This window comes from Pararoseomonas sp. SCSIO 73927, assembly GCF_037040815.1.
GTDB lineage: Bacteria > Pseudomonadota > Alphaproteobacteria > Acetobacterales > Acetobacteraceae > Roseomonas.
This window is the reverse complement of record NZ_CP146232.1, coordinates 3,397,097-3,422,362: the sequence shown is the minus strand read 5'-3', so window position 1 is coordinate 3,422,362 and position 25,266 is coordinate 3,397,097. Positions and strand designations below refer to the sequence as shown.

24 protein-coding genes are annotated in these 25,266 nt (G+C 73.8%); 2 read left to right on the top strand and 22 right to left on the bottom strand.

Annotation, left to right across the window (positions count from 1 at the left end; translation table 11 throughout):
* Window positions 1–22: 22 nt before the first annotated feature.
* The 16 genes from VQH23_RS15985 to VQH23_RS15910 all read right to left on the bottom strand — a co-directional run bounded on the left by VQH23_RS15985 (window position 23) and on the right by VQH23_RS15910 (window position 15,120).
* Entirely contained in the window at window positions 23–799 is a 777-nt protein-coding gene (locus VQH23_RS15985; protein ID WP_338661723.1) for a DUF4394 domain-containing protein, read from the bottom strand.
* Between the two features lie 97 nt (window positions 800–896).
* A complete protein-coding gene (locus VQH23_RS15980; RefSeq protein ID WP_338661722.1) occupies window positions 897–1,583 on the bottom strand; it encodes an anti-sigma factor domain-containing protein in 687 nt (228 codons plus the stop codon).
* Complete coding sequence (locus tag VQH23_RS15975) at window positions 1,580–2,128, bottom strand: sigma-70 family RNA polymerase sigma factor (protein ID WP_338661721.1); 549 nt, start codon at window positions 2,126–2,128, stop codon at window positions 1,580–1,582. The genes VQH23_RS15980 and VQH23_RS15975 overlap by 4 nt, the downstream gene beginning before the upstream one ends.
* Window positions 2,121–3,308, bottom strand: coding sequence for an iron-containing alcohol dehydrogenase (locus VQH23_RS15970; RefSeq protein ID WP_338661720.1), 1,188 nt, complete (start codon window positions 3,306–3,308; stop codon window positions 2,121–2,123). The genes VQH23_RS15975 and VQH23_RS15970 overlap by 8 nt, the downstream gene beginning before the upstream one ends.
* Before the next feature lie 70 nt (window positions 3,309–3,378).
* Complete coding sequence (locus VQH23_RS15965; RefSeq protein WP_338661719.1) at window positions 3,379–3,555, bottom strand: hypothetical protein; 177 nt, start codon at window positions 3,553–3,555, stop codon at window positions 3,379–3,381.
* 67 nt (window positions 3,556–3,622) lie between these two features.
* Entirely contained in the window at window positions 3,623–4,714 is a 1,092-nt protein-coding gene (locus tag VQH23_RS15960) for a dipeptide ABC transporter ATP-binding protein (protein WP_338661718.1), read from the bottom strand.
* Window positions 4,711–5,706, bottom strand: coding sequence for an ABC transporter ATP-binding protein (locus VQH23_RS15955; protein ID WP_338661717.1), 996 nt, complete (start codon window positions 5,704–5,706; stop codon window positions 4,711–4,713). Before VQH23_RS15955 ends, VQH23_RS15960 begins: the two co-directional genes overlap by 4 nt.
* Before the next feature lie 11 nt (window positions 5,707–5,717).
* The gene (locus VQH23_RS15950) at window positions 5,718–7,151 is read right to left on the bottom strand and encodes an amidohydrolase family protein (protein WP_338661716.1); all 1,434 of its coding nucleotides are present in this window, start codon (window positions 7,149–7,151) and stop codon (window positions 5,718–5,720) included.
* Between the two features lie 56 nt (window positions 7,152–7,207).
* Window positions 7,208–8,809: an ABC transporter substrate-binding protein gene (locus VQH23_RS15945; RefSeq protein WP_338661715.1), complete on the bottom strand. Its 1,602-nt coding sequence runs from the start codon at window positions 8,807–8,809 to the stop codon at window positions 7,208–7,210.
* A gap of 19 nt (window positions 8,810–8,828) precedes the next feature.
* Entirely contained in the window at window positions 8,829–9,710 is an 882-nt protein-coding gene (locus VQH23_RS15940; RefSeq protein ID WP_338661714.1) for an ABC transporter permease, read from the bottom strand.
* Window positions 9,707–10,648, bottom strand: coding sequence for an ABC transporter permease (locus VQH23_RS15935; RefSeq protein ID WP_338661713.1), 942 nt, complete (start codon window positions 10,646–10,648; stop codon window positions 9,707–9,709). Before VQH23_RS15935 ends, VQH23_RS15940 begins: the two co-directional genes overlap by 4 nt.
* 4 nt (window positions 10,649–10,652) lie before the next feature.
* Window positions 10,653–12,317 carry an amidohydrolase gene (locus VQH23_RS15930; RefSeq protein WP_338661712.1) on the bottom strand — a complete coding sequence of 555 codons (1,665 nt, stop codon included), beginning with the start codon at window positions 12,315–12,317 and terminating at the stop codon, window positions 10,653–10,655.
* A complete protein-coding gene (locus VQH23_RS15925; RefSeq protein WP_338661711.1) occupies window positions 12,314–13,114 on the bottom strand; it encodes a class II aldolase/adducin family protein in 801 nt (266 codons plus the stop codon). Before VQH23_RS15925 ends, VQH23_RS15930 begins: the two co-directional genes overlap by 4 nt.
* A gap of 142 nt (window positions 13,115–13,256) precedes the next feature.
* Window positions 13,257–13,694 carry a thioesterase family protein gene (locus tag VQH23_RS15920; RefSeq protein WP_338661710.1) on the bottom strand — a complete coding sequence of 146 codons (438 nt, stop codon included), beginning with the start codon at window positions 13,692–13,694 and terminating at the stop codon, window positions 13,257–13,259.
* An 11-nt stretch (window positions 13,695–13,705) separates the two neighbouring features.
* Entirely contained in the window at window positions 13,706–14,416 is a 711-nt protein-coding gene (locus VQH23_RS15915) for a class I SAM-dependent methyltransferase (protein ID WP_338661709.1), read from the bottom strand.
* Window positions 14,413–15,120: an RraA family protein gene (locus VQH23_RS15910; protein WP_338661708.1), complete on the bottom strand. Its 708-nt coding sequence runs from the start codon at window positions 15,118–15,120 to the stop codon at window positions 14,413–14,415. The genes VQH23_RS15915 and VQH23_RS15910 overlap by 4 nt, the downstream gene beginning before the upstream one ends.
* A gap of 255 nt (window positions 15,121–15,375) precedes the next feature.
* Here VQH23_RS15910 and VQH23_RS15905 point away from each other — a divergent pair, with 255 nt between their 5' ends.
* Together VQH23_RS15905 and VQH23_RS15900 are read left to right on the top strand one after the other, a co-directional pair.
* Window positions 15,376–17,055 (top strand): methyl-accepting chemotaxis protein, encoded by a 1,680-nt coding sequence (locus VQH23_RS15905; protein ID WP_338661707.1) that lies wholly within the window; start codon window positions 15,376–15,378, stop codon window positions 17,053–17,055.
* Entirely contained in the window at window positions 17,052–18,212 is a 1,161-nt protein-coding gene (locus VQH23_RS15900; protein WP_338661706.1) for a SpoIIE family protein phosphatase, read from the top strand. The genes VQH23_RS15905 and VQH23_RS15900 overlap by 4 nt, the downstream gene beginning before the upstream one ends.
* A 15-nt stretch (window positions 18,213–18,227) precedes the next feature.
* On the opposite strand, the gene VQH23_RS15895 is transcribed toward VQH23_RS15900, so the two are convergent.
* The 6 genes from VQH23_RS15895 to VQH23_RS15870 form a co-directional block, all read right to left on the bottom strand.
* Window positions 18,228–18,824, bottom strand: a complete 597-nt coding sequence (locus tag VQH23_RS15895) for a hypothetical protein (RefSeq protein ID WP_338661705.1) — start codon at window positions 18,822–18,824, stop codon at window positions 18,228–18,230.
* Window positions 18,825–18,919: 95 nt separating this feature from the next.
* Window positions 18,920–21,493 (bottom strand): ATP-binding protein, encoded by a 2,574-nt coding sequence (locus tag VQH23_RS15890; RefSeq protein WP_338661704.1) that lies wholly within the window; start codon window positions 21,491–21,493, stop codon window positions 18,920–18,922.
* 48 nt (window positions 21,494–21,541) lie between these two features.
* Window positions 21,542–22,270: a response regulator gene (locus tag VQH23_RS15885; protein WP_338661703.1), complete on the bottom strand. Its 729-nt coding sequence runs from the start codon at window positions 22,268–22,270 to the stop codon at window positions 21,542–21,544.
* A complete protein-coding gene (locus VQH23_RS15880) occupies window positions 22,267–23,388 on the bottom strand; it encodes a chemotaxis protein CheB (protein ID WP_338661702.1) in 1,122 nt (373 codons plus the stop codon). The genes VQH23_RS15885 and VQH23_RS15880 overlap by 4 nt, the downstream gene beginning before the upstream one ends.
* Window positions 23,385–24,494: a chemotaxis protein CheW gene (locus tag VQH23_RS15875; RefSeq protein WP_338661701.1), complete on the bottom strand. Its 1,110-nt coding sequence runs from the start codon at window positions 24,492–24,494 to the stop codon at window positions 23,385–23,387. The genes VQH23_RS15880 and VQH23_RS15875 overlap by 4 nt, the downstream gene beginning before the upstream one ends.
* Window positions 24,491–25,261 (bottom strand): CheR family methyltransferase, encoded by a 771-nt coding sequence (locus VQH23_RS15870; protein ID WP_338661700.1) that lies wholly within the window; start codon window positions 25,259–25,261, stop codon window positions 24,491–24,493. The genes VQH23_RS15875 and VQH23_RS15870 overlap by 4 nt, the downstream gene beginning before the upstream one ends.
* Window positions 25,262–25,266 lie beyond the last annotated feature (5 nt).

Sequence of the window (25,266 nt, the reverse complement as noted above, 5' to 3'; positions counted from 1 at the left end):
TCAACAGGTCCCGCGCGGCGCGTCAGCGCATCGCGGCGATGTCGATCACCTCGGTGGAGCCCGCGACGGGGCCCAGCGGCGTCGGCGTCCCGCTCTCCAGGTTCAGCGTGTGGAGCACGCCGCCGGCCAGGAGGTAGGCGGTGTTGGTGGTTCCCTCGGTGTGGATGTCGAGGGCGGCGGAAGCGCCCACGTTGCCGATGCGCCCGCGCATCTGCTGCACGCCGTCATTCGGCGGCGCCTGCAGGTTCAGCTGGCCGAGCACGCCGTCGACCGTCAGCAGCATCGTCTGCTGCGCGCCGGCCATGCTGTTGGTGTAGGCGCCGGCAGTGATGCGCGGGGTCGTGTCAGCCAGGGGGGTGCCGGCCTGGTACTTGAGCGCACCGTCGCGCGCGACCTGCCCGTTATCCACGTTCACGCGGAAATTGGTGCCGGAGGAGCCCATCAGGCGCAGCCGGTCCGCCACCGGGTTGAAGTCCACCACGGCGCGCCCGCCGGACTCGAAGGCCTCGCCGAGCTGGCTGACCTTCGTCGCCATGCCCGTGGCGGGGTCGATGGTGACGATCGCCCCGGAATCGGTGACGCCGTAGAGCTTGCCGTCCGCCGGGCGCACGTCGATGCCGAGCAGCCGGCCCTCCGCCCCGCGCACGCGGACCGGCGCGGCGGCGCGGCGGCTCTCCGTGTCGATGCGGAGGAGCTGGCCGTCATTGGTCAGGCCGACCAGCGTGGCGGCCTCGACCGCGCCGCCGAGGCCGAGAAGGGCAGCGCCGGCCAGGGCGAGGCTGCGGATCGTGCGGGTCATGCGTCTCTCCATCATGGGCGGGGCGCCGTGCCCCGCGCCGCGATACGGCCGGGCCGCGCGACCGGACGCAGGCCGCGCGATCACGCGCGCGTGATGATCAGCTGCCCCGCGCCGGCGCCAGCCTGCCGATGAAGAGGATCGGCCCCGTCGGCCGACCGGTGGGGGAACCGCCCGGCGGTTCCAGGGTGATCTCGATCAGCATGCCCGGCTCGGGCCGGACCAGCCCGGGCGCAACGCTGACCTGCCCGCGTTCCGGCACCAGGCCGAGCGAGACGGGTGCGGTGGCGCCAGGGGGCAGCGCCCAGAGCTGCTGCACGCGACCGCTCTCGACCGGCCGAGGGTTGAGGCTGGCGAGGCGGAGTCCGCCGCCCTCTGCCTCCACCACCCAGGCGGGCTGGTCCTGGCTGGTGAGGAGCACCGTCGTCATCCGCGGCGGCTCGGCCGGGCGGAACAGCAGGATCGCGGCAAGGCCGGCCGCGACCGCCGTGGAGCCGATCGCCCAGCCCCTCAGGAGGGACGAGCGCCGCATCGGCACGGCGGGCGGGGGAACGGCGCGAGCCCTCAACGAGGCCTCGATCCGGTCCCAGAGCGCGGGCGGCGGCGCTTCCGGCACGGCCAAGTCCGAGAGGGGGGCGAGGCGCGCTTCCCACCCTGCCACGGCCTCGCGCAGGTCGGCGTTCACCGGCAGGGCGCGCACCACCTCCGCCGCCTCGCGCGCATCGAGAGTGCCGAGAACGTGCTCGGCGGCGAGGCCGTCCAGCGCCTCGGGATCGGAGGGGATCATGCGAGGCACCCCTTCAGCCGCATCAGCCCTCTTCGGATCCAGGCCTTCACCGTGCCGAGCGGCATCTCCAGCCGCGCCGCGATCTGGGCGTGGGAGAGGCCGTGCACGAAGGCGAGGACGATGCCCTCGCGGTTCCGGTCCTCCAGCGCGGCCAGGCACTCGTGCAGGCGGCCGTGCTGCTGGGCGGCGGCCAGGCGCTCCAGTGCCTCCGGCGCCACCGCGGTGTCGCCGAGGGCGGGATCATCGGAGGGGGTCTCGCGCCCCCGGGCGCGGGCGAGGTCCAGGGCGGCGTTGCGGGCGATGGCACCGAGCCAGGCCGCCCCCTCCCCGCGCGCGGCGTCAAACTGCCCGGCGCGGGAGGAGACCTTCAGCACGGCGTCGTGCAGCGCGTCCGCTGCCGCGTCCCGATCCCGCAGGATGGCGAGGGCGATGCCGAAGAGGCGCGCCCCCTGCACCTCGTAGAGGTGCCGCAGGGCGCCGGCCTCGCCACCGGCGACGGCGCGGATCAGTTCGGCAATGTCGGGCGCCGCATGGCTGTCAGGCATAGGCCTCACGATACAGCGCCACGATCTCCGACGCATCCGGCACGCGCGGATTGTTGGCGGGGCTGCCGGAGGCGAGGGCCTGGGCGGCCATGGTGTCCAGCAGCCCGTCCCAGCGCTCGGCGGGGATGCCGTGGGCGGCGGGGCTGGGGACGCCGAGTTCCCGGTTCAGGGCCTGCAGCTCCTCCACCAGCTTCCGGCCGGCGGTGGCGTCGTCATCCCCCTCCCCCGCCACGCCCATGACGCGCGCGGCCTCCGCGTAGCGCGGCAGGGCGGATTCCAGGCCGAAGCGGGTGACGGCGGGGAGGAGCATGGCATTGGACAGGCCGTGCGGCACGTGGAAATGGGCGCCGATCGGGCGGGACATGCCGTGCACCAGCGCGACGGAGGCGTTGGAGAAGGCCATGCCCGCCAGCATGGCGCCGCGCATCATCGCCTCCCGCGCCTCCTCGTCCCGCGGGCCGTTGCCGCCGCGCCGCGCGTCGGCGTAGGCGCGGCGGAGGTTGGGGGCGATCAGGCGCATGGCGAGGCGGGCGTAATCGTCGCTCATCGGGTTGGCGCGGCGGCTGACGAAGGCTTCCAGTGCGTGGGTCAGGCTGTCCACGCCCGTATCGGCCACCGTGCGGGCGGGGACGGTCCAGGTGAGGTGATGGTCCACGATCGCGGCCAGCGGCAGGGCGCCGAGGCCGGAGATGAGCATCTTCTCGTCATTCGCCGTGTCGGTGATGACGGTGAACTTCGTCGCCTCGCTGCCCGTGCCGGCGGTGGTGGGGATGCAGACCACGGGCACGGCGCCCTTGTTGGCCTGCGCGGGCACTTTCAGGGCGCGGATATGCACCCCCTCCGGGGCGGCGGCGAGGATGGCAATGGCCTTGGCGGTATCCATCGGGCTGCCACCACCGAAGCCGATGAGGCAGTCGTAGTCGCCGGCGCGGAAGGCCTGCACACCGGCTTCCACCACCGTGTCGGTCGGGTCCGGCACCGTCTCGTGGAACACGTCCGCCGCGATCCCGGCGGCGCGGAGCGGGGCGAGGACGCGGTCGACCGTGCCGGAGGAGGCCATCCAGGGATCGGTGACGATCAGGGGCCGGGAGAGGCCGAGCCCGGCGAGGACGGAGGCCACCTCCGACACGGCGCCACCGCCCGAGAGGATCAGGCGCGGCGCGAGCAGCTGGACAGGCATGGATGCGTTCCCCCGGGCTTGTTGCCGGGCATCCTGCGTGGCTGGGCGGCCCCCGGCAATGCCGGGAGCACTACCGGAAGAGGGCGATCAGCGCGTGGATCACCGTCGCGCCGCCGATGGGCGCAACGAGCAGCAGGACGAGGTTCAGGGCGACGATCCAGACCAGGACCTTCTCCCCTTTCGGCGTGATCCGGGGCTTCGGTGGGTCCGGCCGCCAGGGGCCGGCACCCGGCAGGTCCAAGAACATCGGCCTCTCTCCTTCCCGTCACGGGGTGAAGATCGTGCGCCTTTCGCGCCTGACCAGGGCCAGGGCGCTACGCGGCGGGCGCCGGGGAGAGGGCACGCCGTTCCCGGGCGGCGGCATAGGCCGCGAGGCGGCGCTGCGCGACGGGGGCGATCCCGCCATCCGCCTCCGCGTCGAAACGCGGCAGATCCTCCGCGAAGTGGCAGGCGGCGGTGTGGCCGGGGGCGATTTCGCGGAGCGGCGGGTCCTGCTCCCGGCACACGGCCTGCGCCACGGGGCAGCGGGTGTGGAAGCGGCAGCCCGGCGGGATGTTCAGCGGGCTCGGCAGGTCGCCGCCGAGCGGCGTGACGGCGCCGCGGCGGGACGGGTCGGGTCGCGGGATGGCGGCCAGCAGGGCGCGCGTATAGGGGTGGCGCGGGTTGGAGAAGAGTTCCCGCTTCCCCGCCACCTCCACGATGCGGCCGAGATACATGACGGCCACCCGGTCGGCGACGTGCTTCACCACCGCCAGATCGTGCGCGATGAAGAGGTAGGAAAGGCCGAGGCGCTGCTGCAGGTCGCCGAGCAGGTTCACCACCTGCGCCTGGATGGAGACGTCGAGCGCGGAGACGGGCTCGTCCAGCACCATCACCTCCGGCTCCACGGCCAGCGCCCGCGCGATGCCGATGCGCTGGCGCTGGCCGCCGGAGAACTCGTGCGGGTAGCGGTCCGCGTGGAAGGCGCGCAGCCCCGTCAGGCGCAGGAGTTCCTGCACGCGAGCCTTCCGGCTGGCGGCGTCGCCGATGCCGTGCACGGCCATCGGCTCCGCGACCGTGTCCGCAACCGTCAGGCGCGGGTTGAGGCTGGCATAGGGGTCCTGGAACACGATCTGCAGGTGCCGGCGCAGGGCGCGCAGCTTCGCGCCGCCGATATTCGTGACGTTCTGGCCCTTGAAGAGGATATCGCCGCCGGTCGGCTCGATCAGGCGCATCACCACGCGGGCCGTGGTGGACTTGCCGCAGCCGCTCTCCCCCACCAGGGCCAGGGTCTCGCCCCGGTGCAGGGCGAAGGACACGCCGTCCACGGCGCGCACGGCGCCGACCTGACGGGAGACGATGATCCCCTTCTTCACGGGGTAGTGCTTGGCGACGGAGACCGCTTCGAGGAGAGGCGTTTCCGTCATGCGGCGATGTCCAGGGCGAGCTCCACGGGCGCGCGGATGCAGGCGGCGCGGTGGTTTGGGCCGAGTTCTCGGAGCGGGGGGTCCTGCTCCGTGCAGGCGCGGATGGCGAAGGGGCAGCGCGGGTTGAAGCGGCAGCCGCTGGGGAGGGCGAAAGGCGGCGGCACGCTGCCGTCGATGGAGAGCAGGCGGTCCCGCTCCTCCTCGATGCGGGGGATGCTGCCGAGCAGGCCGATGGTGTAGGGGTGCTGCGGGTCCTCGAAGATGTCCTTCGCGGTGCCGCGCTCCACCACGCGGCCGGCGTACATCACCGCCACTTCGTCCGCCATCTCCGCCACCACGCCGAGGTCGTGGGTGATGAGGATGACCGACATGCCCGTCTCCGCCTGCAACTCCCGCAGCAGGTCGAGGATCTGGGCCTGCACGGTCACGTCCAGCGCGGTGGTCGGCTCGTCCGCGATCAGCAGGCGTGGGGAGCAGGCGAGCGCCATGGCGATCATCACGCGCTGGCGCATGCCGCCGGAGAGCTGGTGCGGGTACTCCGCGAAGCGGCGCTCCGGCGAGGGGATCCGGACGCGGCGCAGCGCCTCGATGGCGCGATTCTTCAAGTCGGCCGCGCTCGCCTTCGCATCGTGGGCGCGCATCGCCTCCATCAGCTGGTCCCCGACGCTGTGCACGGGGTTCAGCGAGGTCATGGGCTCCTGGAAGATCATGGCGATGTCGCCACCGCGCACGCCGCGCATCTCCGCAGGCGAAAGGGCGGCGAGGTCGCGCTCGTCCAGCATCACCCGGCCCTGCGCGACGCGGCCGGGGTTCGGCACCAGCCGCATGATAGAGAGGGAGAGCATGGACTTGCCGCAGCCGCTCTCCCCCACGATCCCCAGCGTCTTGCCGCGGGGCACGTCGAGCGTCACGCCGTCCACGGCCGCGATGTCGCCGGCGCTGCTGCGGAAGACGGTGCGGAGGTCCTCGATACGGAGGAGGGAGTCACTCATGCCGCCCACGGTCATGCCCAGGGGAAGCTCGGCGGGCTGATCTTCTCCACGGGGCGGTGTGCCCAGTCCTGCGACGGGGCGCGGTCCAGGATGCGCTTCTGCGCCTCGTGCAGGTGCGCGGCCGCGCCCTCGTAATCCATCGTCAGTACCATTCCGTCCTTCACGACGAGCTGGCCGTCCACGTAGACGTCGCGCAGCGCGCGATCCCCGGCGGCGTAAACGAGGCTGCGCATCGGGTCGCGGCCCGGGCGCATCATCGGGTGCTCCGCGTTCACCAGCACGATGTCCGCGCGGCAGCCGGGCGCGAGGCGGCCGATGTCATCGCGGCCCAGCGCCTTAGCCCCGCCGATGGTGGCTGAATCAAAGATTTCGGTGGTGGTCACGGCGCGCGGATCGGTCGCCTGGGTACGGGCGAGATAGCCGACGAGGCGCATCTCATCGAGCATATTGTGGGGATAGGTGTCCGTGCCGAGCCCCATGTTCACCCCGGCGCGCTTGTAGCGGCCAAAGTTCTTCATGGTGATGCCGCGCCGCGCGAAAACGGTGGGGCAATGGGCGACGGTGGTGCCTGTCTCCGCGAGCCGGGACAGGTCGGAGTTCGTGTGCCAGGGCGTGGAGGGATGGTCGTCCAGGAAGATGCCGTGGCCGATGATGGCGCGGTCGTTCAGCAGGTTCATGGCGTCCAGCCAGCCGATCGGCGTGTAGCCGTGGCGACGGGTGATCTCGTGGAACTCCACCACGGATTGCGCGGCGTGGATCTGCCAGGACAGGCCGCGGGCGGTCGCCTCCTGGCTGCTCTCACGCAGAAGTCCCTCCGCGCAGGTGTCGATCTGAGCGGGCACCACCATGCCGAAGAGGCGGCCGCTCTCGTGCTGCTTCGCGCGGTCGATGAGGTTCAGCGCCTCACCCATGGCCTTCTCGCCGGCCGCTTCGTCCCACTCGTACTCCACCACGTGGCCGTTCTTCGTGAACCAGCGGGCGGAGCGGAACATGGGAGCGACGCAGACCCGCATCCCGCTCTCCGCCAGCAGGTCCAGCCAGCCGGGATGGGCCATGGAGAGGTCGGCGACGGTGGTGACGCCGGAGAGGAGCAGTTCGGAGAGCGCCACGCGCACGCAGCTCGGCACCGCATCCGCGTCGGCGCGGAAGATCGGCATGTATTCGTAGAGGGAGGAATTGTAGAGACCGGGCGAGCCGATCTCGTCGATCAGCCCCTTATTCATGGGCTCGGAGGATGGGTGGGAGTGGATATTCACCAGCCCCGGCATCACCATCAGGCCGCGGCCCGGGATCTCCTCGTCCACGGGGCCGGTATAGGCGCGGCCGACGAAGGTGATGGTGCCGCCGTCGAAGGCGACATCGGCCCCGGTCAGGTAGGTGTGACGCCCCGCCGAGGCGTCCCAGGCGACGGCGACATCGGCGTCACGGATCACGGTGATGGTCATCGTTCGTCCCCGGCAGGAGGTGGCGGGCGGCCGCTCAGCGCGGCCGCCCGGAAGCATCAGCGCGTCAGGCGGATATCCAGGCCCTTGTAGATCGACACGCCGTAGAGGCCGTGCGGCCGCGCGCCCTCCACCCGGGTGGAGGTGGCGAGCCACATCGGCGTGCGGATCATGGGGATCCAGACATTCGCATCGGCCAGGCGGCGCTGCAGCTTGCCGATGGCCTCCGCCCGCGCGGCGGGGTCGGTGGCGGTCTTCGCCGCGGTCAGCAGGGCGTCCGTCTCCGGGTCGTTCCAGTTCATCCGGTTCGGCGTGGGTCGGTTTCCGGAGGAGAAGTAGAGCGACAGCGCGTCGGTGGCGGAAACGTAGGGGTAGGAGATGGTGAAGGCGTCGAACTCCTGCGTCGCCAGCTTGCCCCAGCCCACCGTCGCGTCCCAGAGTTGGATGCGCAGCTCGATCCCCACCCGGCGCAGGTCGGCCTGCATGGCCTGCAGCATGGTGTTGTTGATCTGCTGCTGCAGCGCGTAGACGAGCAGGGAGGCGCGCTGGCCGTCCTTCACGCGCACGCCGTCCGGGCCCATGGTCCAGCCGGCCGCGTCCAGCACGCGCCGCGCCTCGTCCGGGTTATAGCGCGGGATCATCCGCCCGGCCTCCGCATCGGCATCCAGCGCGGCGGGGTTGATCATCTCCGTCGCCGGCGTAGCGGTGCCGAAATAGGCGGCGCGGGTGATCGCGTCCTTGTTCACGGCTAGGTTGGCGGCGCGGCGGATGGCCGGGTCGCTGGCCACGGGCTTGTCCACGCGGAAGCCGAAGAAGATGTCGTAGAAGTAGATCGGCTGCTGCTGCATCCGCACCGTCGGCACGCGCTTCAGCCCCTCGATCGCGAAGGCCGGCAGGTAGCCGCCGCCGAGCACGTCGCCCTGGCCGGACTGGATGGCGGCGATGCGCGTGTTCGCCTCGGGGATCACGCGCATCACGATGCGCCCGATCTGCGGGGACGGGTTCTGGAAGATCGGCGGCCCCCAGTTGTAGCCCTCGTGACGGGTCATCACGAGTTCCTGGCGCGGCGTCCAGCTCGCCCAGCAATAGGGGCCGGTGCCGTTGAAGCCCTGCACGCCGAAATTGTCGCCCAGCCTCTCGACCGTAGCCTGATCGACGATGGAGGCGAAGTACTGGGCGAGCTGGTAGAGCAGCTCGCTGTAGGGCTCCTTCAGCTTGTACTCGACCGTATAGTCGTCGATGGCCGTCACGGATTCTACCACGCCGGCGCGGTAGCGCACGGGGCTGCGCGTGGCGGGATCGGCCCAGCGGGTGATGGAGTAGGCGACGTCCCGCGCCGTCATCGGCTTGCCGTCGCAGAACTTCACGCCGCGGCGGAGATGGAAGGTGTAGGTCTTGCCGTCCGGGCTAACTTCCCACCGCTCGGCGAGGCCGGGGCGGATGGTGCGCTGGTCCCAGTCCATGGAGACGAGCGTGTCCGCCATCAGGAACAGGGCGTCGCCGGCCGCGGTGGCGGCGGAACGGGCGGGGTCGTAGCGATCTGCGTCGATCTCGCGCAGCACCACCAGCGTGTCGCGCGGCGCCGCCTGCGCCATGGCCTGCTCGGCCGGTATCATCGCGGATGCCGCCAGCAGCGCGGCGCCCCAGAACCTCTTCATCATCCCAGCCCCTCTCGGTTTCTCAGACGCGCAGCTTCGGGTCCAGCGCGTCGCGCAGCGCATCCCCCAGCAAGTTGAAGACCAGCACCACCAGGAAGATCGCCACCGATGGGATGATGGCGATATGCGGCGCGAAGAACAGGAAGTTGCGCCCATCCGCCGCCATGGCGCCCAGCTCCGCCGTGGGCGGCTGCGCGCCGAGGCCGAGAAAGGAGAGCGCGGAGCCGAGCAGGATGACCTGCCCGAAGCGCAGCGTGGCGAAGACGAAGATGGGCGAGAGGCAGTTGGGCGCGACGTGGCGCAGGATGATGCGAGAATCCGACATGCCCGTCGCCCGCGCCGCCTCGATGTAGTCCAGCGCCATGATGGCGAGCGCCGAGCCGCGCACGATGCGCGCCATCAGCGGCACGGTGGCGACCGAGAGGGCGAGCACCACGGCCGGGATGCCCGGGCCGAAGATGGCCGCCAGCGCCAGGCCGAAGAGGATGGCGGGGAAGGACAGCATCACGTCCATCAGCCGCATCAGCACCGCATCCAGCCGCCGGTAGAAGGCCGCGGTGAAGCCGATCAGCGCGCCGATGCCGCCGCCCAGCAGCACGGAGGCGAGGCCCATCGCCAGCGTCTGCCGCAGCCCGTAGAGGGTGCGCGTCACCATGTCCCGTCCCTGCGCGTCCGCGCCCAGCGGCAGGCCGGGGGAGCCCGGCGCGGCCATGGCGCTGGCCAAGTCATTGTCATAGGGGTCCGTGGGCGAGAGCACGGGGGCGAGCAGCGCGGCGCCGATCAGCAGCACGGCCAGGAACAGCGCCGCAGCGGCCACGGGCTCCCGGAGCAGGCGACCCAGGGTGCCGGGGCGGCGCGGCGGGGCGGCCTCCGCGGCGGGTGCGGGTGCGGTCGTCGCGCTCATGCCGTCCTCATGCGCGGGTCGAGGGCCGCGTAGAGCACGTCCACGATCAGGTTGATGATGATGAAGCCCAGGGACAGGACGATGATGGTGCCCTGCGCCATCGGGAAATCCGCCGAGAGGATGGCGCCCACGGCCAGCCGCCCCACGCCGGGCCAGGAGAAGACCGTCTCCGTTACCACCGCGCCGCCGAGCAGGAAGCCGATCTGCAGGCCGATGAGGGTGACAACGGGGATCATCGCGTTGCGCAGCGCGTGGCGGGTGACAACGCGGAACTCGCCCAGCCCCTTCGCGCGGGCGGTGCGGACATGGTCCACGCCCAGCACGTCCAGCACCGCCGTGCGGGTCATGCGCGCCACGGGGCCGATGAAGGTGCCGCCGAGCGCGATGGCGGGAAGCGCGATGGCCTGCAGCCCCTCCGAGGTCCAGATCGGACCCGCGCGGCCGGTGAAGGGCAGGAGCTGGAGCTTGAAGCCGACGTACCAGATCAGCAGCAGCCCGAGGAAGAAGACTGGGATCGAGCCGCCCGCGACGGCGATGGCGGTGATGACCCGGTCCACCACCGTACCTCGCCAGTAGGCGCCGGCGGTGCCGAGGGCGATGCCGAGCGGAATGGCCCAGATCAGGCTGGCGAACATCAGCTCCAGCGTCGGCCCCACCGTGTTGCCGAGCTCCTGCATCACCGACACGTTGTTGATGATGGAAACGCCGAGATCGCCCTGCAGCAGGCGCCAGAGATAGATGCCGAACTGCTCGTAGAGCGGCCGGTCCAGCCCCATGTCGCGGCGGATGGCCGCCACCACGTCCGGCGTGGCAGAGGGACCGGCGCGCACCACCGCCGGATCGCTCGGCACCACCTGCATCAGCAGGAACCCGACCAGGACGACCCCGAGCAGCACGGGGATAGCCATCAGCAATCGCTGGAAGGCGTGGCGCCCCATGGGATCAGGCCGCCGGGGCGCGAAGCGCGTCCGCCGCCGCCGCGCGCAGGGCGCCGTGGCGGTCGAAGATCGCCTCGCCGCCGCGCAGGGTGATGTCCGCCTGCGTCGTCAGGATCTCCTCCGGCGCGATGGAGAAGATGTCCTTCGACAGCACGGCGACGTCCGCCAACATCCCCGGCTCCAGCGTGCCGCGCCGGTCCTCTGCGAACTGGCTGTAGGCGCCGCACCAGGTGTAGCAGTGCACAGCCTCCTCCACCGTCAGCCGCTCCGCCTCGCCCAGCACGGTGCCCTTGTTCGTCTTCCGCGTGACCATGGTGAAGAGGTTGATGAAGGGATCCACGCTGGAAACGGGGGAGTCGGAGGAGGCGGAAGGGTGATGCCCCTCGTCCAGCCAGGTCTTCATCGGATAGGCGGCCTCGGTCCGCTCCAGCCCGAGGTTCTTCACGTACAGGTCGCCGAACTCGTACATGAACACGGGCTGCGGCACGGGCAGGATGCCGTTGGCCTTCATGCGCCGCCGCTGATCGGGGGTGAGGAAGCCGCAGTGCTCGATGCGGTGGCGGCGGCCGGCGAGCGGGGCATCCCCCTCCCCCGCCCTCTCCATGCCCACCAGCACCTGCTCGATCGCGGCGTCGCCGATGGCGTGGATGTCCAGCTGCCAGCCCTGGCGGTGATACAGTGCCAGCAGGCGGTCCATCGTCTCGTCGGGGAACATGAACATGCCGGTGCCGCCGCCGGCGCTCTCCAGGTACGGGTCGAAGAAGGCGGCGGTCAGGCCGCCAGCGGAGCCGTCCCCGAAAACCTTCACCGCGCCCCAGGCCAGCATGTCGTCCGTGTGGTCGGGGCGCAGCCCCTCGTCCCAGGCGGCCCCCGCAATGCCCTCGGGGTTGCCGGCCAGCACCTGCCACATGCGCTGCACCAGCCGCCCCTCGGACAGGGCGCGGCGGTAGGCGGCGATCTCGTTCAGCCCGGCGGTCATGCCGACATTCATGTCGCTGGCCGTGGCGAAGCCGCGCGCGGCTAGGTCGCGCCCCGCCGCCTCGATGGCCGCCACCATGGCGTCCTCGCTCGGCATCGGCATGGCATCGACGATCAGGCGCTTGGCGCGCTCCAGGAACAGGCCGGTGAGCCCGCCATTCTTCCGCTCGATCGCGCCGCCCTCGGGATCCGGCGTGTTGTGCCCGATGCCGGCCGCCCTCATCGCCGCGCTGTTCGCCACGCCCATGTGGCCGCAGGTCCGCACGATGTAGACGGGATTATCGGGGGAAACCCGGTCCAGCTCCTGCGCCGTCGGATGGCGGCCGATATCCAGCTCGCCATGGTCGTAGCCGCGGCCGAGCACCCAGGCGCCCTTCGGGGCCTTCTTCGCCGCCTCACCGACGCGGTTCAGCACCTCGTCCAGCGAGCGGGTGCCGGTCTCCGGCCGCAGGTTCACCTGCGAAAGCCCCAGCCCGTAGGGCAGCAAGTGCATGTGAGCCTCGTTGAAGGCCGGGATCACCACCCGGCCTTCCAGATCCACCCGCCTTGTCCCGGCGGGGGCCATCCCCTCCACCTCATCCTTGGTGCCCACGGCCGCCACGCGGCCTTCGACGATGAGCAGGGCTTCCGCGAAGCCGTTGGCCAGCCCGCGGAAGACCCGCCCGCCGGAGAGGAGGAGGGGCGCGCTCAAGAGCGGTAGTCCTGGCCCTCGATTATGCTCAGCGCCGCATCCCAGGCGAACTCGGCATGGGCCAGGGCGTGCGGACCGTTGAACTGCGCCGCGGTCTTCAGCCGCACCTCTTCCGGCGGGAGGACGAGCTCGGCGCCGCCGGACAGCGCGGCGATCTGGGCGGAGCAGGCGCGCTCCAGGTAGTAGATCTGGTTCCAGGCCTCGGGGATGGAGCGGCCGCCGGCGAGAAGGCCGTGGTTCACCAGGATCATCGCCTTGTTGTCCGGGCCGAGGTCGGCGATCAGCCGGTCCCGCTCGTCCAGGTCCAGCGCGATGCCCTCATAGCCGTGGTAGGAGAGGTGGCCGTAGAACTTGAGCGCGTGCTGGGAGATCGGAAGTAGCCCGTGCTTCTGGGCGGAGACGGCAATGCCGGCCGCGCTGTGCGTGTGCACCACGCAGCTCAGGTCGTGCCGCGCCATGTGGATGGCGGAGTGGATGGTGAAGCCGGCGGCGTTCACGCGGCGGCTCTGCCCGGCGAACTCGGCGTCGCCGTCCAGCACGTTGCCGTCCACGTCGATCTTCACCAGGTCGCTGGCGCGCATGTTCTCGAACAGCACGCCGTAGCGGTTGATGAGGAAGTGGTGCTCCGGCCCGGGGATGCGGGCGGAGATGTGGGTGTAGATGAAGTCCGTCCAGCGGTGATGCGCGATCAGCCGGTACAGGGCGGCGAGGTCGCAGCGGATCTTCCACTCCTCGGCGGACATATTGGCGGGGGCCGCGCCGTCGCGGGCCAGAGAGGGCGGGGTGGCAACGTTCATCGGGGGGTCCTCCGTGGGGCGGGATGGTCCGCCCTCCCATGACGGATCGTCAACCCGGATATGCGGAGACTTCGCCTTTGTTGGGCAGCACCTGCCCAATCCCGCCGCAGCGCGGCGCCGGATTGGGCGGCCCCCTGCCCGTCTAGCGACGCAGCGCCAGTCGTTCCGGCGGCGGGCCGGATGGTGCGGCGGCGAAGGCGGCGCGCACGTCTTCGGGCCAGAGACAAACCTTGCGCGCCACGAGGTCCACGCAGAGGAAGAGCAGCTCGCACCGCGCGCTCTCGAACCCGGCATCCGCGTGGAAGAGGCGGTGGCGGATGAGCAGGCGCTTGTCGTCATGGTCCAGCACCTGGCTCTCGGCCGCGAGCGGATCGTCCTGCCGCACCTCCCGCCTATAGGAAACCCAGTTCTCCGCCGCGAAGGTGCCGAGCTCCCGCGCCCGGAAGGCGGGGCCGAGGCCGAGGGAGGGCCAGAGCGCGTCCGTCGCCATGTCGAACACGGCGACATAGGGGGCGAGGTTCATGTGGCCGTAGTGATCCACCCATTCCGGCCGCACGCGGGCCAGGACGGGGCGCGTCACCGGGGCTTGCATCAATGGGGCTTGCGGATGATCCATTTCGGGTCCTGCACCTCCAGCGGCAGCCCCTGCGCGGCCGCGAACTCGTCCGCGGCGCGCTTCACGCCCGGCCAGGGATAGTCGTCCCCCACCAGGATGCCGCCGGGGCGCAGCAGGGCCCAATAGGCCTCGATGTCGCGCCGCACCGGTTCGTACTCGTGCGCGGCGTCGATGTGGACGAGGTCGGGGCGCAGGCCCAGCCGGCGCAGGATGACGGCGGCGTTCTCGCTCGTCTGCGGCAGCGGCACCACGCGGTCGGCGTGGCCGGCATGCACCATGTTCGACAGGAACTGCCAGTAGAGGCCAGGCCAGCCGTGAACGAGGCCGAGGCTGTCCATGATCCGGTCCGGCCTTTCCCGGTTCCAGTGCTCCGGGCTGCCGAGGAAGGTATCGATCGCCACCAGGGCGGAATCCGGGGCCGCCCGCCGCATCGCCTCCGCGATGGAGACGGCGGACTGGCCCTTCCAGACCCCGACATCCAGCGCCAGGGCCGGCCGCACCTCCTCCACCGCGCGGGCCAGGGCGGGGTGGGCGCCGTTCCAGCCCTGCAGGTCCGGGGCGCGGATGGGCGCGAAGCCGGCGTAGATGTCGGCGCCGTGCAGCGCCGCCATCACCCGCGCCGCGGCGGGGGTGAGCCCCGCCGCGGAGGCGGCCATCGTCGGTGCCGCGGCGGCGGCCTCGCTCAATGGATCTCGTCGGCGCGGGACAGCGCCTCCCGCAGTGTGGCGACCGTGAAGTCGCGGGAAGCGCAGAGGTCCAGGATCACCTTCTCCCGTCGCGACAGCAGCTCGATCGCGGAGGGGATCTTCGTCACCGCGTCGTGCGGGATCACCACGGCGCCGTGCCGGTCCGCGTGCACCACCGCGTCGTGGTGGCAGGCCATGCCGTGGACCGAGACCTCCTGCCCGTACTGCACGATGTGCACGTAGGCGTGGGATGGGTTCACGACGCCTGCGATTAGCTGGAACCCGGCCGCGATCATGTCCAGGTCGCGGATGGAGCCGTTGGTGACGCAGCCTTGGGCGCCGAGCGCCTTGTGGACGTTGGTGTTCACCTCGCCCCAGAAGGCGCCGGTGCCGGGCGTGTCGTCCAGGTCCTGCAGGATCACCACGGTGGGCAGGGCGGCCTCGGCCACGTACTCGTACCAGCCGATGCGGGCGGCGCGGTCCACCTCCTTCGCGCGGCCGGAGGGATGGGCGGCGCGAATCGTGCCGGTGCGCGCCAAGCCGCAGATCGGCGGCAGCGAGGTGCTGGCGGGAACCAGCGGCCGCACGGTGAAGCCGTGGCCGCGCCGGTGCGGGGCCACCATCTCCAGCGCGTTGCAGATGGTGGGCGTGTCCCAGGCCCGCAGGGCCTCGAGGTCCGCGGCGGTGAAGGGGTATTCGGGCATCGGTTCCTCTCGCGGTCCTCGGGCGTTGCGCCTCCGGGCCCTGGGTGGCCGGCCGGGCCTGAAGCAGCCGGGCCGGGATCGGCCGATCCGGTTCAGGCGGTCCGGGGTCGGCCGGGCCGGGAAGCGGCGCGCAGCATCGCCGCGCCGGGGCCGGAGGGCAAATCCACCCGGAGCCGCCGCGATGGGGGCGATGACAGGCGCGGCGCGGTGGGCCGCTTGTTCCGGCCACGGTCCGGGGGCTAGCCTCGCGCGGAGATGAACATTGCCCCGCCCGCGCCGGCGCCCGCCGAAACGGCCGCGGCGGGCGCCCCCCCTCCCCCGGCGCACGCGCCGGGCGGCACCGCCCGCAACCCCGCCCCCCTGGCCGGCCGGATCGGCACGCGGGCCGCGCTGATCGCGCTGCTCATGCTCGGCGTGGTCGGGCTGCTCACCGCCACCGCCCTGCTGCTGAGCGAGCGGCAGATCACGATCGTCGAGCGGATCGCGGGCGAGGACCAGGAGGCGGACGCGGCGGTGGACCGCTTCGCCGGCAGCCTCGCCGACTTCACCTCCCAGATCATGCGGGCCCTGGCGGGCGTGATCCCTCCGCGCGCGGCCGCCGGACTGATGGTGCGCGGGGGGGAGCGCGTGCAGGAGACCTTCGCCGAGGTGGAGCGGCGGCTGGGCCGGGAGATCGACCCCATCGTGCTCGCGGGCGCCCGGGACATGGCCGGCCGCATGACGGAGATCGCCGAGCGGGCGCGGGAGGCCTTCGCCGCGAATCGCCGCGCGGATTTCCTCGGCATCCAGGAGGAGTGGCTGGACGCGCAGTCCAGCTTCAACGTGATGATGCTCGCCGCCCGCCGCATCGTGGTGGCGCACAACGCGGCCACGCTGGAGCGGTCCCACGCGCTGAACGCCGCGGCGCGCCGAATCGTGCTCGGCGCGGGGGCGGTCGGGGTGCTGGGCTGCGCCCTGATCCTCTACGTGCTGCTGCGGCTGATCGCGCGCCCGGTGGGGCGGCTGGCCCGCGCGATGGACCGCCTCTCCGCCGGCGCCCTCGACACCGAGGTGCCGGAGACGGGGCGAAGCGACCAGGTGGGCGAGATGTCCCGCGCCGTGCTGGTGTTCAAGGACAGCCTGCTCGCCGCCCGCGCCCTGACCGACCAGGCGCTGGAGAACGCGCGGCGCACGGCCGTGGCCACCACCCAGGCCTCCGACGCGATCGGGGGGGTGAGCGACGGCGCCATGACCCAGCTCTCCGAGCTGCGCCAGACGGCGGAGGCCCTGTCCCAGACCACGGAGGGCATCGCCGACGTCTCCCGCGCCACCGCCGAGGCGCGGGACGGGGCGGAGCGGGCCAAGGCGGTGGTGGCGGAGAACCTGCCGAAGATCGGCACGCTGATCGGGCTGGTGGACGCGGTGGGCGAGGACACGGAGCGCGTGACGCGGATCGCCAACACCATCGGCCGCATCGCCACGCAGACGAACATCCTGGCGATCAACGCCGCCATCGAGGCGGCGCGGGCCGGGGAGCACGGGCGCGGCCTCTCCGTGGTGGCGGAGGAGGTGCGGTCTCTGGCGACCTCCGCCGAGGCGCTGGCGCAGGAGATCGCGGATGTCGTGGTGGCCGCCGGCCGCCGCGCGCGGGAGGGCAGCGGCACCGCCGCCGCCGTGGGAGAGGCGATGGACGGGCTGGAGCACATGGTGGCCGAGAGCGCGCGGCTGGCGACCTCCATCGCGGTGGCGATGGAGCAGCAGCAGGCGGTGGTGGCGGGGCTGGGCGAGCGGGTGGAGGTGCTCACCCGCATCGGCCAGTCCAACGCCACGGCGGCGGAGGAGATCACGGTGACGATGATCGACCTCTCCCGCCTGGCCGGCGACACGCGGCGGGTGGTGGAGAGCCTGGCGGTGCCGGACGCCGCGACCGAGGGCGGGCGGGGGAACACGGCGTGAGCGAGGCGGTGTCCATCCTCGTCGTCGAGGATTCCTCCTTCAACCGCCTGGTCCTGAAGAAGCGGCTGGCGGAGCTGGGCTACACGGGCATCACGGAGGCGGTGGACGGTGTGGAAGGCCTCGCCGCGATCGAGCGCGGCGCCTTCGACATCGTTCTGCTGGACCTGGAGATGCCGCGCCTGGACGGAATCGGCGTGCTGGAGGCGCTGCACGCCGCGCGCGGGGCGGCGCCGCCGGTGATCGTCATCTCCGCGCTGACGGAGATGGAGAAGATCGTCCGCTGCATCGAGCTCGGCGCGGAGGACTACCTGCCGAAGTCCTTCGACCCGCCCCTGTTGCGCGCGCGGCTGGGCGCGGTGCTGGAGAAGAAGCGGCTGCGCGACCTGGCCGACCAGCGCCTGGCCGCGCTGGAGGCGGAGCTGGAGAGCGCCCGCGCCGCCCAGCTCGACCTCGTGCCGCGGGACTTCGCGGTCATCGCCCCGCCCGGCCTCTCCCTGCACGCGGCCATGATCCCGGCCCGGCAGGTGGGCGGCGACCTCTACGACGCCGTGCGCCTCGCCCCCGGCCTGCTCCTCGCGGGGGTGGCGGACGTCTCGGGCAAGGGGGCGCCGGCGGGGCTGACCATGGCGCGCACCCTCGGGCTGATCCGCGCCGCGGCCGTGATGCTCTCGGCCGGCGGGCAGGTGCCGGACCCGGCGGCCATCCTGGAAAGGGCCAATGACGACCTCTCCCGCGAGAACGAGAGCCAGACCTTCGTGACGGTGGTGCTGGCGGCGATCGACGCCGCCTCCGGCACCGGGCGCATCGCGCTGGCCGGGCACGAGCCGCCCTTCATTCTCGGGAACGGGGCGGCGCGGGTGCTGACCGGCCTCTCCCGCCAGCCGCCGCTCGGCACGATGGAAGGCTATCCCTACCGCTCCGACCCGCTGGCCCTGGCGCCGGGGCAGGCGCTGTTCCTCTTCTCGGACGGGGTGACGGAGGCGGAGGACGGCGCGGACGGCTTCTTCGGGCGGGAGCGTCTGGCCGAAAGGCTGGCGGAGACCGCGGACGCGCCGCCGCGCGCCGTGGTGGACACCGTGCTGGAGGCCGTGGCCGGCTTCGCCGGAGGCGCGCCGCAGGCCGACGACATCACGGTCCTCGCCGTGCGGCGGGGCTGAGGCCCCGGCGGCTCCTCAGGCGTCCCGGCGGGTCCGCCTCTCGGCCGGCGGCCGGGGATCGGGGCGCGTGGGACGACGGAACACGATGGACACGCCGTCCAGCACCGCTGCGGGACGCCCGTCCACCAGGATCGTGCCGTCCGCGGTCAGGCTCTGCGCGTTCCGGCCGATCTGGCGAAGGTCCATCCGGTACTCGACCGAGGCGGCGCCCCGCCGGACGGCCGGCAGGCTGCGCATCTCGCCGGGGCGGACCGGATCCACCTGCCCCTCGAAGCCCATCCAGGCGCCGTAATGCTCGAGGAGGCGCAGCAGGATCGCGGCATCCGCGCCCGGGTCGCCCGTAGTCTCCCGCGCCGCGGCGCGGACCGCGCCCATCCGGTGCCGGCCGTCCTGGGTGCCGAGGGAAAGAATCGTGCCCGGCCCCGGCCACTTCGGATCCGGCGGCGCCACGCTGGGCCCCTCCTCGAAACAGCCGTTGTCGTTCACCTCCCCGCCCGGGCAGGGCGGGCGGGCGGCACGGCCCGGCGGGCGGCCCATGGCGCGCCCTGCCGGGTGCGGCGCGGCCCGCCTCGGACGGATGGCCTCAGCCAGGCGTAAAAGTCGGTCGGGCATGACGGGATCCCTCGCTGACCTCTCCCGGGTCCATGGTCACGATTCTGCGATCACTCTCATCCCTAATTTTAGTGATGGGTCACATGAAGAATCATTCATGTCGCAGCTGCAACACCTTCGCCGATCCCGTCCGGCTCGAGCAAGAGAACCGGCGAGCCATTGCCCAGCACCCCCACGCCGCCCACGCCGGGCAGGCGGGCGAGGGCGGGGTGCAGGGGGCGCAACAGGATGTCCGCGCGGCGCTGCACCCGGTCCACCCCGATGGCGAGAGGGCCGGCAGCGGCGCGCGCCACCACCACGGCGCCCATCGGCGCGGGCGGCAGGCCGAGCAACGGGGCCAGGGGCAGCACGGGGCGGCCATCCCCCTCTCCCTCCAGCACCGCCTCCACCCGCGCGGCGGGGATGGCGTAGGGGTGGCCCCCCACCTCCACCAGCAGCACGGATTGGGTGGCGGCGGTGAAAGGCAGGCGCAGGGTGAAGCTGGTGCCGCGCCCGGGGGTGCTCGCGACCTCCAGCGTGCCGCCGGCGCGGCGGGCGGCCTCCTGAACCACGTCGAGCCCGACGCCGCGGCCCGAGGTTTCCGTGATCGTCTCAGCGGTGGAGAAGCCCGGGCGGAAGAGCAGCCCCTCGATGGCGGCGGGTGAGAGGCCGGGCGCCTCCTCCGGCGTCACCAGCCCGCGCTGCAGCGCCCGCGCCAGCACGCGGCCATGGTGGATGCCGCGCCCGTCGTCGGAGACACGGACGCGGATGCCCCCGGCGCGGCGGGCGGCGGAGACGCGGATCGCGGCCCGCGGCGGCTTGCCGGCGGCGCGGCGCTCCGCCGGGGTCTCGATCCCGTGGTCCACGGCGTTGCGGAGAAGGTGCAGCAGCGGGTCGGCCAGCCCCTCCACCAGGGCGCGGTCGATGGCCACGTCCTGGCCCTCCAGCACCACCTCCACCTCCTTGCCCGCCGGCTCCGCCACGGCGCGGGCCACGCGGGGCAGCCGGGCGAAGAGCGTGCCGATGGGCACCACGCGCAGCTCCATCACCGCCTCGTCCAGGCGGCGGAGCGAGAAGGAGAGACGGCTCTCCGCCTCCTCCAGCGCGTCCTCGAAGCCGCGCAGCCGGTCCGCCAGCCCTGTCAGCTCCCGCCCCGTGGGCCCGTCCAGCCGCCCGGCGATGACGGCGAGGCGGGCGATGGCATTGCGCGGGGCGCTCTCCCTCAGGGCCTCGGCCAGGGCGAGGGAGGCGGCGCGCACCTCCGCCTCCAGCGCGATCAGCCCGTCGATCGTCTCCTGCCGCACCCGCATCGTGGTGCCGCCGGCGGTGGCAGGAGCGTGGGAGGCCTCCTCCTCCGCCGCGGAGAGGGAGAGGAGGACGCGGCGGGAGGGATCGGCGGCGGTGGCGGCGCGGGAGAGGGTGTCGAGGTCGCCCGCGCTCGCCAGGAGAAGCTCGAGCAGCGGCGGGCTGGCGCCGGGCAGCGTGCGGCTGCCCAGGATCTCCGCCTCCGGCCGCAGCGCGTCGGCGATGGCGGCCTCCAGCGCCTCGCCCCCATGGCCCCTCTGCCCCATCGCCAGCCGCGCGACGTAGAGCCGCGCGCCGGCATCGAGCGCGGCGGCGGCGCGCTGGCGCGCCGTCTCGCTCAGCAGGGGCAGAAAGCCGGCGGGGATGCGGGAATCCCCCTCCCCGGCCGCCACGGGCGCGGCGCCGCCGGTCCCGGCGTGGCGGATGGCCTCCGCCAGGGCCGGGCCGCGCGCGGCGAGGATGGAGGCGGCATCAGGATCGGCGGCGCGGTCCGCCAAGTCCTCGAGGGCGAGCAGCGCGCGCTCCAGCGCGTCCCGGCCGAGGGCGCAGGCGGCCGCCGCGGCGTCCCGCGCGGCGGCGGCCAGGGCGTGGTGGCCGCCGGGCGGGGCGGCCAGCGCATCGGCGGCGGCGGCGAGGGCGGCGGTGTCCACCCGCCCCTGCGCGGCGCGAGGGATGGCCTCCGCCCCCGCCGTCTCCCCCGCGCGCGCGGACAGGAGAACGAGGCGGCGGCGCAGGCGGCCGAGGGCGGGCAGGCCGTTCGGCGCGGCGGCGGCCAGGGAGTCCAGCGCCTCGGCGAGGCCGGGCAGGCGGAGCATGCGGGCGGCGGCGGCCAGGTCCGCGGCCTCGGCCAGCGCGGCCGGGTCTTCTCCGCCGGAGAGGCCGGCGAGCAACGGGGCGGCGGCGGCGCAGCGCGAGGCGAAAGCGCCGAGCAGCGGATCGGGGCCGGCGGGCGGCGCAGTGGCGGGCGCGACCGGGGCCAGCGGCGCTGGGGCAGGCCTCGACCCACCCTCCGGCCCACCCTCCGCCAGGGCCGCGATCCGGCGCAGCAGGGCAGGGTCGGCGGGGGCGTCGCGGCGGCTCTCCAGCACGCGGGCGCGCAGGCCGCGCAGCGAATCCACCGCCGCCGTCAGCCCGTCCGCCACGCCGCCCGCGACGGCCAGCTTCCCCGCGCGGGAGAGACCGAGAAGGTCCTCGCAGCCATGGGCCAGGTCCCGCATCCCCGCGGCCCCGAGGACGGAGGCCATGCCCTTCAGGCTGTGGAAGGCGCGGAAAAGGGTGTTCACCCCCTCCCTGTCGGCCGGGGCTGAGAGAAGGCGCTCGATGGTGTCGAGGTGCTCCTCGCTCTCGGCCGCGAAGCCCTCCCAGAGGGTGTCGTCGTCCATCATGGCGACGCTCCCGTCATGGAGATCATGGCGACGCTCCCGTCGCGGGGATCATACGGCGCCCTCCACGGGCAGCCCCGCCGCCTTGCGCGCGGCGCGGCGGATCGCCTCGCCCTGCCGCTCGCCGAGATCGGGGGAGAAGGCGCCGGAGGGCTTGCCGACGACGGTGCAGGCGCCCAGCCGCCGCGCCTCCGCCGCCACCTCCCCGCCCGGCACGGCGGCGGAGGAGACGACCACCACCGCCCCTGTGCCGCGCAACGCCCAGTCCCGCAGAACGCCCAGCCCGTCCAGCACGGGCATCTCGATGTCCAGCATGATCAGGTCCGGCGCCTCGTCCGCGATCCGGGCCAGGGCCTCCCGCCCGTCCGCCGCCTCCGCCACCACGGCGAAGGCGGGGTCGGCGGAGAGGCTCTCCCGCACCAGGCGGCGCATCATGGCGCTGTCGTCCACGACCAGGGTCCGGATGACCGGAGCCGATGCGGGGGCGGCCAGGGGAGCTGCCGGATCGGCGGCGAAAGGCAGGTCTTCCCCGGCCTCGACCACGGCGCGGGCATGGGCGGTAAGGGCGGCGGCGGTGGCCGGGGCGCCGAAAACTTCCGGCAGCGGCTCCAGCGCGCGCAGCGCCGCCTTGAGGGAGGCGATCTCGGCCCCGCTCGCCAGGGCCCCGAGCGCGTCCAGCGCGCGGCGCTGCGCGGCCTCGTCCGGCGCCGCGGCCAGCCGGGCGGCCGCCTCCTCCCACTCCGGGAGGAAGAAGGCGAGAATCTCGGGATCGAGGCTCATGCCGGTCCCCGCCCCCATGGGGTAGCGGGCGCGAGGGGCACGGCCAGGGCGCGCAGCCGGATGCCGAGCGCGGCGGGATCGCCCAGCCCGGCGACCGGGCCGGCCTCGATCACCGCGCCGGGCATCCCCGCCACCACGCAGCTCTCCGGCGACTGCGCCAGCACGGCCATCCCCCTCTCGCGCATCGCGGCGGCCCCCTCGGCCCCGTCCCGCCCCATGCCCGTGAGCACGGCGCCGATCGCGCGCCGCGCCACCAGGGCGGCCGAGCGGAAGAGCATGTCGGCGGAAGGGTGCACCACGCCCGGCCCCTGCGCCAGCCGCAGCACGAGGGCGCCGGGCGGGGCATCGGCGCCGCCCCGCGCCAGGTGCCCGTCCGTCCCGCCGGGGATGACCGTCGCCTCGCCCGGGCGGGGCACGGCGCCGTGGGTGGCGAGCACCGCGGGCACCCCGCCGCGCCGGGCGAGGTGGCGCACGAAGTCCGGGCCGAGGTCGGCGGGCATGTGCTGCGCCACCACCACGGGCACGGGCAGCGGCCCGGCGGCCTCCAGCAGCGCCGCCAGCGCGTCCGGCCCGCCGGTGGAGGCGGCGAGGACCACGACGTCGCAGCCCGGGGCGATCGGGGCGTCGGGGGCGAGGCGCGGCGGCGGCCGGCCCCACCCAGGTGCCGCCCCAGGCACGGCCTCAAGCACGGTCCCGGGAATGGGGCGCGGCCGGTGCTGCCGCTGCCCGGCCCAGTGGCGCAGGCGGCCGCGCAGGGCCCGGTCGATCCCGGCCAGGTCCAGCGCACCGATGGCCGACCCCTTCCACAGCACGTCCGCGGCCCCGGCCGCCAGCGCCGCCACCGCGCCCTCCGACCCGTCCCGCGTGTGGTGGCTCACCACCACCACCGCGGGCGGGTCCGGCAGGCCGGCGAGGCGGCGCGTGGCCGCGATGCCGTCCAGGCCGGGCATCTCCAGGTCCATGGTCACGATGTCCGGGTGCAGCCGGGCGGCCAGCTCCACGGCACGATCGCCGTCGCTCGCCTCCCCCACTACGCGCAGGTCGCCATCGGCCTCGATGATCCGGCGCAGGGCCATCCGCATGAAGCCGGAATCATCCACCACCAGGGCACGGATCACGGCGCCGCCCCGGCCAGGGAGCCGAGCGGGGCGAGCAGCACCCGGGCGCGGCACACCGGCAAGACCCCGCCGTCCAGCCGCGCCATGGCGGCCACCAGCCCTCCCCCCGGTACGGGGGCGAGATCGGCTTGCGGCACGGCGCGCAGGCCGAGCACGGCGGAGACGGCGAGCGCGGCGGGCTGTGCGCCCTGCAAACGCAGCATCGGCACGGCGCCGCCGGCGAGGACGGGGGCGCCGCCGAGGCGCGCGCCGGCGTCCAGCACCGGCAGCACGTCGCCGCGATGCGCCGCGATCCCGGCCAGCGCGCCGGATCCGGGGTTGCCTGGCGCCTGGGGCGGCAGCACTGCGGCGACCTCCTCCAAGGGCAGGGCGAAGCCGGTCCCGCCGGCGCGGGCGAGGAGGAGCAGGCGCGTGGGAGGGGCCGGTGCGGCGGGCGGCGACTGCGCCAGGGGTGCCGCGGCCAGGAGAGCGGGTGTCAGGAGGGCGGTGGGCAAGGCGGGCGCCGACGCGATCGGCGCGGCGCCCCGGCAGGCCAGGCCCAGGCGGCGCCCCTCCACCACCAGCAGTGCGAGCAGCGGCTCCCCTTCCTCCCCGGAGAGGACCAGGACGGCGCCGGCCTCGGTCCAAGCCATGCCGCGCGCGCCGGGCGGCGCCTCCGGCAAGGGGTGGAAGGACGGCATGGGGAGGAGACGTTCCATCGCCGCGAAGGGCAGGTCCAGCGCGCCGCCCGCCATGGCCAGGCGGAAGCCGCCCCCGCTCGGGGCGGGCGGCACCGCCCCCCCTTCCGGCGCCGAAGGACGCGCAAGGGGCGTGCGGACGGGCGGCGGGTCGGGCAGTTGCAGGGGTTCTGCGTCCCCCCCTGCCGATGTCAGCGCGTCGCCGCCCACCAGCACCGCGCCCTCCGGCCCCGGCACCAGGGCCCAGGCACGGGCCGGGTAACCGGCGCCGGGCAGGACCCAGGCCGGCAGGGCGCCGCCGCCGAGCATCCCGACGAAGAGCCGCCCCCCTCCCCCCGGCACCGGCCGCAGCACGGGCGGCGCGACGGCGGAGGAGCCCTCGGGCAGGCGGTGGGCGGCATCGCCTGCCCGGATGGCGGTTGGGCTCACAGGCGGCGCCACACGCCGTGCACGCCCGGCTCCGGGCGCAGGGGCAGGTCGGGGCCCGGGAATTCGGTGGGGCCGAGCAGGAGGGCGCCGCCCGGCAGCAGGCGTCCGGCAAGGTCGCGCAGGATCGTGTCCCGCGCCGTCGGCAGCAAGTAGATCAGCACGTTGCGGCAGAGGATGGCGCCGAACCTGCCGAGGCCCGGCGGCGGGGCGAGCAGGTTGGCGCGGAGGAAGGCAGGCGGCCGGGCGGCCCCAGGCAGGACCCAACCATCGGCCAGCTGGAAGCGGGGGCGGAGCGGTGCCGGCACCTCGCGCAGCGCGTCCGGCGGACCGGCGGGGTAGCGGCCGGCAGCGGCGGCCGCGAGGGCGGAGCGATTGATGTCGAGGCCCAGAACCTCGGCCTCGATCCCCGCCCCCTCAGCGAGAAGGGCGAGGCTCCAGGCCTCCTCCCCCGAGGAGCAGCCGGCCGAGAGAAGGCGGAGCGGCCGGCCGGGCAGGCCCGGCATCAGGCCGCGCAGGGCGAGGAGCTGGGGCGCGGCGCGGAAGAGCCGGGTCTCCCCCACCGTCACCGCGTCCAGCAGCGCGGCCCAGCCAGGGCAATCGATGTCCGGCCGCGTCTCCAGCGCCGGGAGGAGCGGGGCCGCCCGCTCCAGCCGGCGCTGCAGCACGGCGGAGGGGGCAAGGCCGGCGAGGGCCGCCAGCCCCTCCCCGGCGCGGGAGGCAGAGGCGTCGCCCGAGGGCGGGAACGCGGCCGTACGGGGGACGGGCACGGCCC

Bases quoted from the DNA above. Each gene is read 5' to 3' on its own strand.
- VQH23_RS15985 (WP_338661723.1), bottom strand. From the start codon at position 799: ATGACCCGCACGATCCGCAGCCTCGCCCTGGCCGGCGCTGCCCTTCTC.
- VQH23_RS15980 (WP_338661722.1), bottom strand. From the start codon at position 1,583: ATGATCCCCTCCGATCCCGAGGCGCTGGACGGCCTCGCCGCCGAGCAC.
- VQH23_RS15975 (WP_338661721.1), bottom strand. From the start codon at position 2,128: ATGCCTGACAGCCATGCGGCGCCCGACATTGCCGAACTGATCCGCGCC.
- VQH23_RS15970 (WP_338661720.1), bottom strand. From the start codon at position 3,308: ATGCCTGTCCAGCTGCTCGCGCCGCGCCTGATCCTCTCGGGCGGTGGC.
- VQH23_RS15965 (WP_338661719.1), bottom strand. From the start codon at position 3,555: ATGTTCTTGGACCTGCCGGGTGCCGGCCCCTGGCGGCCGGACCCACCG.
- VQH23_RS15960 (WP_338661718.1), bottom strand. From the start codon at position 4,714: ATGACGGAAACGCCTCTCCTCGAAGCGGTCTCCGTCGCCAAGCACTAC.
- VQH23_RS15955 (WP_338661717.1), bottom strand. From the start codon at position 5,706: ATGAGTGACTCCCTCCTCCGTATCGAGGACCTCCGCACCGTCTTCCGC.
- VQH23_RS15950 (WP_338661716.1), bottom strand. From the start codon at position 7,151: ATGACCATCACCGTGATCCGTGACGCCGATGTCGCCGTCGCCTGGGAC.
- VQH23_RS15945 (WP_338661715.1), bottom strand. From the start codon at position 8,809: ATGATGAAGAGGTTCTGGGGCGCCGCGCTGCTGGCGGCATCCGCGATG.
- VQH23_RS15940 (WP_338661714.1), bottom strand. From the start codon at position 9,710: ATGAGCGCGACGACCGCACCCGCACCCGCCGCGGAGGCCGCCCCGCCG.
- VQH23_RS15935 (WP_338661713.1), bottom strand. From the start codon at position 10,648: ATGGGGCGCCACGCCTTCCAGCGATTGCTGATGGCTATCCCCGTGCTG.
- VQH23_RS15925 (WP_338661711.1), bottom strand. From the start codon at position 13,114: ATGAACGTTGCCACCCCGCCCTCTCTGGCCCGCGACGGCGCGGCCCCC.
- VQH23_RS15910 (WP_338661708.1), bottom strand. From the start codon at position 15,120: ATGCCCGAATACCCCTTCACCGCCGCGGACCTCGAGGCCCTGCGGGCC.
- VQH23_RS15905 (WP_338661707.1), top strand. From the start codon at position 15,376: ATGAACATTGCCCCGCCCGCGCCGGCGCCCGCCGAAACGGCCGCGGCG.
- VQH23_RS15895 (WP_338661705.1), bottom strand. From the start codon at position 18,824: ATGCCCGACCGACTTTTACGCCTGGCTGAGGCCATCCGTCCGAGGCGG.
- VQH23_RS15890 (WP_338661704.1), bottom strand. From the start codon at position 21,493: ATGATGGACGACGACACCCTCTGGGAGGGCTTCGCGGCCGAGAGCGAG.
- VQH23_RS15885 (WP_338661703.1), bottom strand. From the start codon at position 22,270: ATGAGCCTCGATCCCGAGATTCTCGCCTTCTTCCTCCCGGAGTGGGAG.